Genomic DNA, 9075 nt, shown 5'->3' on the forward strand with positions numbered 1-9075 from the left:
ACCGAGGAGCTGTCATGCCGATGATCCGGTTGACCGTCCCGACCAGCGCCCTGACCGATCAGGGTCGCGCGACGATCCAGCGGGATCTCGCCGCCGTGCTGCTGCGGTGGGAGGGCGCGCCCGACACCGCCTTCTTCCGGGCCCAGGCGTGGAGCTACCTCACCGAGCTGCCCGAGGGCGCGCAGGGAACGGCCGAGGACGACGCGCCCCGCTTCCTCGTGGAGGTGACGGTTCCCCAGGGGGCGCTGTCGGAGCGGCGCAAGGCGGGCCTGGTCGAGGAGGTCACCACCACCGTGCTCGCGGCCGCCGACCTGTCCCCGGCCGAGGCGCTGCGGGTGTGGGTGCTGGTGCACGAGCAGCCCGACGGCACCTGGGGCGCGGGCGACTCCGTCGTCCGCTACGCCGACCTCGTCGCCCTGGCGAAGGGGCAGCCACGCACTCGCCACCCGCGTCTCGCTGACGCGGGCGCGAGAACTCCTCGCCCACCGGGACTACGGCCGGGATCGGTCGGGCCCGTGGTTCGGCGCCCTGCTCCGCCGGCTGCCCGATCGAGAGGTGCGGGATGTCCTGTCGGCCATGCACCCACCGCCCGACCTATGGGTGGAGTGGAACGCCCTTCTGCCGGTCGCCGGGCAGCTGAGCGCGGACCTGCGCGAACGACTGCTCGACAAGATCTGTCAACAGATGCGGATACCGGAGCAGACCAGGGCACAGCCCGGCCTTCTGCACGAGCTCGCCCCCGCCCTGACGTCCGGTGAACTGGCCCGAGCAGTGCGGCTGGCGGCGCCTCCCTGGACGGACGGACGGGCCGGAGCCGCGGCTCCACGCCATCGACGCGGTGGCACCGTACCTGACGATCGCAGGCCTGACAGAAGCCCTCGCCCAGGCCACCGCCGCTTCACTCGAACCCGAGTGCTTCAGCGCTCTCGCCGCGCTGGTACGCCACCTGCCGTCCGCCCGGCGCAGCACGGTGGCACAGCAGGCGCTGACCCTTCTTTCCCGTTTCGTTGATCACCGGCTCCGAGAAACCGCCGTCGCTGCGCTCGCACCGGTGCTGCGACCCGAGGAGGCAGTACGCGCACTGCGCACGCTGCCGACCGGGGGCCCGTCGGACCGGAGGGCCGTGGCGATCGACGCCCTCGTGCCCGTTTTGCCCGACGCCGTGCTGCCTGAGGCGCTGGACCTCGTGCTCGCCCGGACCGCGATGACAGGAACGCTGCCGGGGTGCCCCGCCTTCTTTCCAGGCTGACTGCGGCCGGGCGCCCGGACCTGCTCGAGGGCGTGCTGGAGCGTGTACTGCCCGCGCTGCGGTTCGGCAGCCAGTCCGTCGAAAGCCTTCGGGCGATCGCGCCGCACCTGCCGCCGCAACAGGCCCGGTACACCTGGGACACGCTTCGCCGCGACGGCGCCCCCCACTGGGACACCGTCGAACTGCTCGCCCTCCTCGTGCCGAGGCTCCCGGCACAGGAGCGTGACAGGGCCGCCCAGGAACTCCTAGCGGCAGCCGATCGCGCGGGACGCGATGTCCGCAACCACCTCAAACAAGAAGCCCGCATCTTCGGGACGCTGCTCCCGGCCGCCGGGTGCGAGGCCGTGTACGACGCATGCCGTGCCTATCTGCACCAGCCCGCCGTGCGGGACTTCCCCCTGCACCTGCTCCTCGCCCAACTCGGCCCGGCGATCGGCACCCTGCCGTCCGACCTCGCCGAAGACCTCCTGGCCCACGCCCTGGCCGAGTCCTGGGACGACTTCCGTCTCAAGGCCCTGGCCGTGGCCGCGCCCGCCTTCGACCCGGACCAGGCCGCGCGCGCCGTGGCCCACGTGGTCATCGAGGACACGAGCCGCGACCGCACACTCGCCCTCGCGGCCCTGGCCCCGCGTCTTGCCCCGGCCGATCGCACAGCCGTCCTCGCGGAACCGCCGCACCCTCCTGTACGCCACGAGTTCTTCGCCGCCGTGGCACCCCTCATGCCCGGCGGAGAACGAGCCGCGTTCGCCGCCGAGCTGATTCCCCACCTGGCGCGGTGGTACAACCTCGACAGACTCCGCACTGCCCTGCCCACCCTGGAACGGACCGAGGCGGAGGCTCTCTACGAGTCGGTCCTCGATTGCATCGCCGTGCCCGCACTGCAGGCCGAGGCCCTGACCGCCGTGCTCACCCACCTCGGCACCCACTGGCCCGACACGGCACTTGCCGACTTCCCGGACCTGCCCGGAACCTGGCCCGACGGCCTGGACCGGGCCGCATACTGCGCGCTGGTGACTGCCGCAGCCTGGTGGCTGCACCGTGAGCATGGTGCCGCCGCTGTCGACGAGGTCACGCAGGCCGTGCACGATGCCTGTACCTGGTGGCCGTGAAGCGATGCCCGGGGCCGTGTTCGGACCTGTACTCGGCAATCCATGCCGACGCCTTGGATAGTTGCGCTACCTTAAGGCCTGCGCAGCTAGCCAGGGGCAGGGGGATCACCACATGGGCCGCGACGAACTCCTCTTAGAGTCATCGGCCGTGTCCGCCCTGGACCGGGCAAAGCCGAATGACATTTCCAACTTCGAACTCTTTGCGAACCTGTGTCGCAACCTGTGTCGCAACCTGAAGGGCTGACCTCGCCACCGTGGAACAACTGACGGGGGAGGACCCCGCACGCATCGGCCCGTACCGCCTGATAGCCCGCCTCGGCGCGGGCGGGATGGGCCTGGTCTACCTGGGCCGCTCCGACGTGGGACGTACGGTCGCCGTCAAGGTCGTCCAGGCCGAGCATGCCCAACATCCCGAGTTCCGCCGGAGGTTCGCCCGCGAGGTGGCCGCAGCCCGACGGGTGGGCGGAGCCTGGACGGCCGACGTCTTGGACGCCGACACCGAGGCCGCCGTGCCGTGGGTGGCGACCCAGTACATCCCGGGGCCCGACCTGACCACCGTCGTGGCCGAGGACTTCGGGCCGTTGCCCGAGTACTCGGTCCGCACCCTCGCCAACCGCCTCGCGCTCGCCCTGCAGGCCGTGCACGACGTGGGCCTGATCCATCGTGACCTCAAGCCGTCCAACGTCCTGGTCACCGTGGATGGCCCCCGCGTCATCGACTTCGGCATCGCGCGGGCGATGGACAGCCTGGCCGGGGACAGCCTGCACACCCGCACCGGCATGCTGATCGGCTCGCCCGGCTTCATGTCACCGGAGCAGGTGCGCGGCCTCGAACTCACCCCGGCGTCCGACGTGTTCTGCTTGGGGGCGCTCCTCGTCTACGCCGCCATCGGACGCCTCCTGTTCGGCGCCACGGAGACCGGCCTGAACGCCCACCTCTTCCGGATCGCCGAAGAGGAGGCGGACCTGGCGGGCGTACCGGATTCGCTCGTCGAGCTCGTACGGGCATGTCTGCACAAGGACCCGTCCAAGCGGCCCAGCCCCCACGCAGTGGCCACGCACACGGCGACCGACCAGGCCGGTGAGTGGCTCCCGGGGACGGTACTGGCTCAACTCGGCCGCCGTGCCGCTCATTTGCTGGACTATGTCCCCGCCGGACTCGCTGGTGCACCCCCGGCGCAGCCGGACCCTCGCGTCCAGCCGGCCCAGCCGCTGCCCCCGCCGCCCGCGTACGCCCCGACGGCCCCTGCGCACTCCGGGGCCGCGCCCGCCTTCGGTACGCCTCCGGGGCCGCTGCCCGACGTCTGGGGCGCACCCACATCCCCAGCCCACCCCCCGGAGCCGGCCGCCGCCCAGCTTCCCGGACGCTGGTGGGGCCTGCTGGCGGTCGCTCTGGCGCAGCTGGTCGTGCTGTTCGATGCCACGGTCTTCAACAGGGCGATGGGTTGGGGTGTCGTCTGGGCGCTGGCGATCTCCCCTGACACCCTGCAAGTGATGACAGCCGTCTATGTGATGACCTTCATCGGGCTGCTGCTGTTCGGCGCTCGCATCGTGAACCGCGTGGGCCGCAAACGGATGCTGGTCATCAGCCTGGTCGGTTTCGCGATAGCCGCCGCGATCGGCGGCACGGCCCCCGCTTCCGGCGTATTGATCGCGGCCCGCGCCCTGCAGGGCGTCTTCGCCGCGCTGGTGTGTTCGTCTGCGCCGGGCCTGGTATCCCTTTCCTTCACCGACCGGAGGGAACGCCGCAAGGCTTTCGGGATCTACGTTGCGATCGCGGGCAGCGGCCCGGCCCTCGGGCTGTTGGCGCACTGGGGGCTCGTCACGCACATGGACTGGCGCTGGCACCTGTACGCCGCCATCCCCTTCGCTCTCATCGCTGTGATCGGAACGGCGACCCTGGTGCACGACCGCCCGGGCCGCACCGGCGCTCGCTTCGACGTGATGGGCGTACTGCTCGGCTCATGCGGGATCGCCGCCCTCGCCTACGGCCTCAGTCCGGCCAATCCGTTCTTCCGGAGCATCGAGGCGCTGATTCTGCTCTTGACCGGCGTCACCCTGCTCGCGGCCTTCCTGTGGCGGCAGACCAGGACGGCCGGCGCACTCGCTCCGCCGTCCGGAGTCAGAGCCCAAGCCCCCGTTGGGTGCTTCCTCGCGACAGCCCTGGCCAACGTCGCCGGTGTCGCCCTGCTCACGACCATGGTGCACTAGTGCACCCAGCCGTACTTCGGTATTCGGGCTGGTCGGCGGTCTGACGGCGGGGAGTTCAGCCGGGGCGTCACAGGCGTGCGAGGGTGTTGACCGCGAGTTGTTGAACGTCAGGTTCCGACCGCGCTTCCGTGATGGCTACGTCGAGGTGATTGCGGCGGCTCAACATTTCCGGAACGGCATTCCGCCGTCTTCCCGCCCGCAGGCAGGCGGCCAAGCGGACCGAACTCCAGCAGAGCGCTGCCGAAGCCGGCCCGGTGCGTTACCAGTGGGTGAGATCGAATACCTTCACACAGCAGGGGTCGGTCTCGTCCGACGGGTTGTACTGCAACTGGTCGTCGGCGATGAGGCTGGGAAGAGCCGCAGACAGGCCCGTGATGGCGGAGATCACCGCACCGTGACGGTCGCGCAGTCCCACGTCGAGCCCGACGGTGTCCGGCAGACCGCCGCCGGTGAGGTAGAGGCGTGCGCGTTCCTCGTCGAGCAGGAGGAACCCCAGCAGGACAAGGCCGTCTTGGTTGCCCGTGTCCACGCTCGGCGCGATGCCCGTGGCGGCTGCGTGCAGTGCGTCCGTGAGGTCGAGTGCCTGGGGGTGGGCGTCCAGGATCAGCCGTACGGTCTCCGCCGGTACTACGGGGATGCCGTGTCCGTCCCCGGGGTCGGCTGAGGCGAGGGGGACGTCGCCGGGGGAGTGACGTACGAGCTGTCGTACGGCGGCCACCAGCTCGGCGGCGGGGACGTCGTTCCCGTCGTGGTCCGACAGGGGGACGTCGTATGCCATCGAGGTCGTCGGGGCGATGCCGTCCCATACGACGACGCGTACGAGGTCCCGATGCTGCGGCAGGGGCAGTACACCCCTGACCACGGGGCCACCTCCCAGAGGTGTTGCCGTGAGGCGGAGCATGGATCGGGCGGCTGCGGCCTGCAGCTGTGTCATTCCGTCGCGCTCCAGGCGCGCCTTGGGCTGCGCTGATTGCTCATCGCCGGATGAGGGTGATGGTGCATTCACGTCTCGTTCACCGCGTTCGGGCACTTGTTGCGGGCCACACGCTCACAATAGGCGGTGATCGTGCCGATCTTCTGGCACTGGTCGGCGAGCTTGTAGACGTTGTCCGCAGTTTTGTAGTCGTTGACCGAACCCTGCCACATGCTCTCTTGAAGCGCTGGCTGGTACATGTCTCGTGGCCAGGGCTGACGCAGAGCACCGTGTGCAGTGGCGTCCCGTCGGTGAACCGAGTGCCTCGGCGGCTCACCGCGCCCGGTCCAGCAGGGCGTTGCCGAGATCGCTGGCCGTGTAGTGGACTTCGCGCCGGTAGCGGTGGCTGGTGACCAGACCCGCGTCTCGCAGGACGGCGAGGTGCTGCGATACCGCGCCCAGGCTCAGCCCGGTCCGTGCGGCCAGCCGGGTCGTCGTGGACGGTGAGCTCGCGTGGGCGAAGACCTGCGCGCGGCTGCGGCCCAGCAGACGGGCCAGTCCGTCCCCGACGGCGTCACGCCGTTCCCACAGAGTGCCCACCGCCCGAGACGGGTAGACCGCGCACGGTGGCGCCCCGACCTGGCCTTCCCGACCGGCCAGCAGATGGCAGCGGAGCGCGAACGCGCTGGGAGCAAGGGTGATCCCGCCGCCGTCCAGGGCGAGTTCCCCCGTCGGCAGGTCGGCGGACACCAAGCGGTCGCCCCTCCACTGCAGCGCCGGGTGGAGGTGGGCGAAGACCTCGCCGATGCCGTCCTCGGCGAGCTGGCGGGTCCGGTGCGCGACGTCGGCTTCCAGAACGGCGCGGATCCGCGGCCAGTACGGTCGCACACCCACCTGCCACCACGCGAGCACCGCCTGGGCCAGCTCGGGCAGTACCCGTCCGGGGTCCTCGGCCAGCCGCTGCTCGAAACCAGTCAGCGCAGTTCGCCGGCCGGCCGCTTCGAGGCCGGCTCGGACACTCTCGGCCGGCAGGGCCGCGAGCGCGGCGAGCTCCTCCTCCATCTCGGCCAGCGGACACCGCGGTGGCGGCGTCAGGAAACTCCGTACCGCGCCGTCCCGGCCCACCAGGGCATGCAGCGGTGTCGTTCTTCCTGTGAGGGCGCGGTCCTGCCGCAGAGCCAGCGCCTGTTTGATCCACGGCAGATGGACGGCATGCCTGCCGGGATCAGCCACCACGCGCAGACTGGCGACGGTCTCCCACAAAGGCGAGATCGCGAACCTGAGGTTCGCCATGTCGTCCACCCCGAAAAGCACCTCGCCCATACCGTGGCCCCCGCCCCTGCCCGTCTCGTCCCCGTGATGTTTTCACCCAGGCTAAAACAATGGTCGCGCCGTCCAGAGGGTGGTGGTGTTCGCGGTCATGAAGATCTCTCTCACGGACGCTGCCGACAGCACCCGCGGCTCCGGCGGCCGCCTCCCCGCACTCTTCCGCATCGCTGACTTCCGCCGCTTTTGGATCGGCGACACCGTCAGCCAGGCCGGCACGGCCGTTACTCTCCTTGCTCTGCCCCTCCTGGCGATCGGCACCCTCGGCGCCACCCCGTTCGAGGCGGGCCTACTCGTCATGTGCGAATATCTGGGCTTCCTGCTGATCGGTCTGCCGGCCGGAGCCTGGGTGGACCGGATGCACCACCGACGGGTCATGATCGCGGGGGACCTCGGCCGCGCCGCCCTCCTCGCCTCCCTTCCCGCCGCGGCCTGGCTCGACATCCTGACCCTCTCCCAGCTGTACGCCGTGGCCTTCGGCATGTCCCTCTGCACGGCCTTCTTCGACATCGCCTCCCAAAGCCACCTCCCCCGACTCGTCGATGACACCCGCCTGGTAGAAGCCAACGTGGCCCTCGAAACGACGCGCACACTCACCGCGGCCGGCGGCCCGGGTGCGGGCGGAGCGCTGGTCGGCGCGCTGACTGCGCCCGTGGCGATCGTCTTCGACGCCGTAAGCTTCCTGATCTCCGCACTGTGCCTGTCCCGCATCCGCGGGGCCGCCGCCAAGCCCGAGCCCCGGACGTTCCGCTGCGAGCCGAGATCACCGAAGGGCTCCGTTTCGTCTTCGGCGACCCGGTCTGCGAGCGCTGACCCTCACCTCCGCGATCTCCAACCTGTTCGGCACGATCGGCGCCGCCATGCTGTTGGTGCTGCTCGCGGGAGAACTCGGCCTGTCACCCTTTCTCTGCGGCTTGGTCTTCACCGCCGAGGCCGTCGGCGGCTTCCTCGGCAGCCTGATCACAACGAGGATGGCCGGGCGTTTCGGTCTGGGCCGGGCCATGTGCGCGTCGGTGATCATCAGCGGTGTGCTGTGGCTGTCGGCGGTGCCGCTCTTCCACGACGACTGGCGCTTCGCCGTCGCCGCAACTCTCCAGAGCCTGGGCTGGACCGCGTTCATGACCTTCAAGATCACCTCGGTCGCCTTCCGCCAACAGGTCTGCCCGGAGCCGCTCCTGGGCCGGATGACTGCGACGTTCCGCTTCGTGGTGTGGGGGTGCATGCCCCTGGGCGCGCTCGTCGGAGGGCTGCTGGCCGAGCACTTCGGCGCCCGGACGGCCCTGTGGACCGGGGCCTTGGGCGAACTCCTGGCCGTACTCCCTCTCCTGCTCTCGCCGCTGCGGAGCGCGCGTGAGCTCCCCCGGTAGCGTCGGCCCCATGCGCTATCACCACGTCGACGTGTTCACGGACCGCCCTTACAGCGGCAACAGCCTCGCGGTGTTCCCCGACGCCGACGCGCTGACCGGTGCCCAGATGCAGAGCATCACCCGGGAGCTGCGGCACTTCGAGTCGGTCTTCCTGCTTCGCGACGGAGCGGGCGACCGTACCCGGCGGGCACGCGTCTTCGACCTCACCCAGGAACTGGACTTCGCCGGCCACCCCCTCCTCGGCGCCGCCGCCGTACTGCACGCCCTCCACGGCGGCGACGCTCACGCGGCCTGGACCCTGCGCCTGCCGGCCCGGACGGTGGAGGTCGCCACCGAACGCCGCGGCCCGGGCCGGTACGCGAGCCTCCTCGACCAAGGCGCCGCCGAATTCCTATGCCGCCCCGACCCGCGCGACGTCGCCGCCCTCGCCGCCCTCTTCGGCCTCGAACCATCCGATCTCGACCCCACCCTGCCCCCGGAGATCCTCTCCACCGGCTTGCGCTACCTCGTGCTCCCCGTACGCGGAGACGCCCTTGCCCGGGCCGGCGTCCTCGCACCGCTCGACGCTCCTCTGGCCCGTCTCGGTGCCCAATTCGCCTACCTGCTCGACGCCGCAGCGATGGAGGGACGGCATTGGGACAACGACGGCCACCTCGAAGACGTCGCCACAGGCAGCGGTGCGGGCTGCGCGGTGGCCTATCTGCACAGCCATGGCCGCATCCGCTCCGGCGAGCGGTCCATCCTGCGCCAGCGGCGCTTCACGGGGCGTCCCAGCGAGATGACCGTCAGCGCGGAGGGCCGCGATCAGGACATCCGGTCTGTGCGCGTCGGAGGCGGCGTCGCCTTCGTAGCGGAGGGACACCTCCACGAGCTCCCGCCGGCCTAGTGTCTCGTGATCCCG

8 protein-coding genes and 2 pseudogenes are annotated in these 9075 nt (G+C 70.7%); 7 read left to right on the forward strand and 3 right to left on the reverse strand.

Going from position 1 to position 9075, the window contains the following annotated elements:
- Positions 1-14: 14 nt before the first annotated feature.
- The 4 genes and pseudogenes from J7F03_RS19690 to J7F03_RS19705 form a co-directional block, all read left to right on the forward strand.
- Positions 15-431, forward strand: a pseudogene (locus tag J7F03_RS19690) (4-oxalocrotonate tautomerase family protein); the annotation flags it as partial.
- 407 nt (positions 432-838) lie between these two features.
- Positions 839-1249, forward strand: coding sequence for a hypothetical protein (locus tag J7F03_RS19695; RefSeq protein WP_214951153.1), 411 nt, complete (start codon positions 839-841; stop codon positions 1247-1249).
- The gene (locus tag J7F03_RS19700; protein ID WP_214951155.1) at positions 1225-2358 is read left to right on the forward strand and encodes a hypothetical protein; all 1134 of its coding nucleotides are present in this window, start codon (positions 1225-1227) and stop codon (positions 2356-2358) included. The genes J7F03_RS19695 and J7F03_RS19700 overlap by 25 nt, the downstream gene beginning before the upstream one ends.
- Before the next feature lie 254 nt (positions 2359-2612).
- On the forward strand, positions 2613-4568 hold the full coding sequence (locus tag J7F03_RS19705; protein WP_214951157.1) for a bifunctional serine/threonine protein kinase/MFS transporter: 1956 nt from the start codon (positions 2613-2615) through the stop codon (positions 4566-4568).
- A gap of 259 nt (positions 4569-4827) precedes the next feature.
- Here the strand turns inward: J7F03_RS19705 and J7F03_RS19710 are convergent, their stop codons facing one another.
- The 3 genes from J7F03_RS19710 to J7F03_RS19720 all read right to left on the reverse strand — a co-directional run bounded on the left by J7F03_RS19710 (position 4828) and on the right by J7F03_RS19720 (position 6804).
- The gene (locus J7F03_RS19710) at positions 4828-5430 is read right to left on the reverse strand and encodes a hypothetical protein (RefSeq protein WP_214951158.1); all 603 of its coding nucleotides are present in this window, start codon (positions 5428-5430) and stop codon (positions 4828-4830) included.
- A 140-nt stretch (positions 5431-5570) separates the two neighbouring features.
- The gene (locus J7F03_RS19715) at positions 5571-5741 is read right to left on the reverse strand and encodes a hypothetical protein (protein WP_214951161.1); all 171 of its coding nucleotides are present in this window, start codon (positions 5739-5741) and stop codon (positions 5571-5573) included.
- A gap of 73 nt (positions 5742-5814) precedes the next feature.
- Positions 5815-6804 (reverse strand): DUF5937 family protein, encoded by a 990-nt coding sequence (locus tag J7F03_RS19720; protein WP_214951162.1) that lies wholly within the window; start codon positions 6802-6804, stop codon positions 5815-5817.
- Positions 6805-6901: 97 nt separating this feature from the next.
- Between J7F03_RS19720 and J7F03_RS42675 the strand changes: the two are divergent.
- The 3 genes and pseudogenes from J7F03_RS42675 to J7F03_RS19730 form a co-directional block, all read left to right on the forward strand.
- Positions 6902-7483: pseudogene (locus tag J7F03_RS42675) on the forward strand (MFS transporter); the annotation flags it as partial.
- Positions 7484-7643: 160 nt separating this feature from the next.
- On the forward strand, positions 7644-8174 hold the full coding sequence (locus J7F03_RS41085; RefSeq protein ID WP_374104366.1) for an MFS transporter: 531 nt from the start codon (positions 7644-7646) through the stop codon (positions 8172-8174).
- A gap of 10 nt (positions 8175-8184) precedes the next feature.
- The gene (locus J7F03_RS19730) at positions 8185-9060 is read left to right on the forward strand and encodes a PhzF family phenazine biosynthesis protein (protein ID WP_214951166.1); all 876 of its coding nucleotides are present in this window, start codon (positions 8185-8187) and stop codon (positions 9058-9060) included.
- Positions 9061-9075: the final 15 nt, after the last annotated feature.

The organism is Streptomyces sp. ISL-43 (assembly GCF_018614195.1).
GTDB lineage: Bacteria > Actinomycetota > Actinomycetes > Streptomycetales > Streptomycetaceae > Streptomyces.

Coding starts and splice junctions, on each gene's coding strand:
- J7F03_RS19715 (WP_214951161.1), bottom strand. CDS start 5,741: ATGTACCAGCCAGCGCTTCAAGAGAGCATGTGGCAGGGTTCGGTCAAC.
- J7F03_RS19720 (WP_214951162.1), bottom strand. CDS start 6,804: ATGGGCGAGGTGCTTTTCGGGGTGGACGACATGGCGAACCTCAGGTTC.
- J7F03_RS19730 (WP_214951166.1), top strand. CDS start 8,185: ATGCGCTATCACCACGTCGACGTGTTCACGGACCGCCCTTACAGCGGC.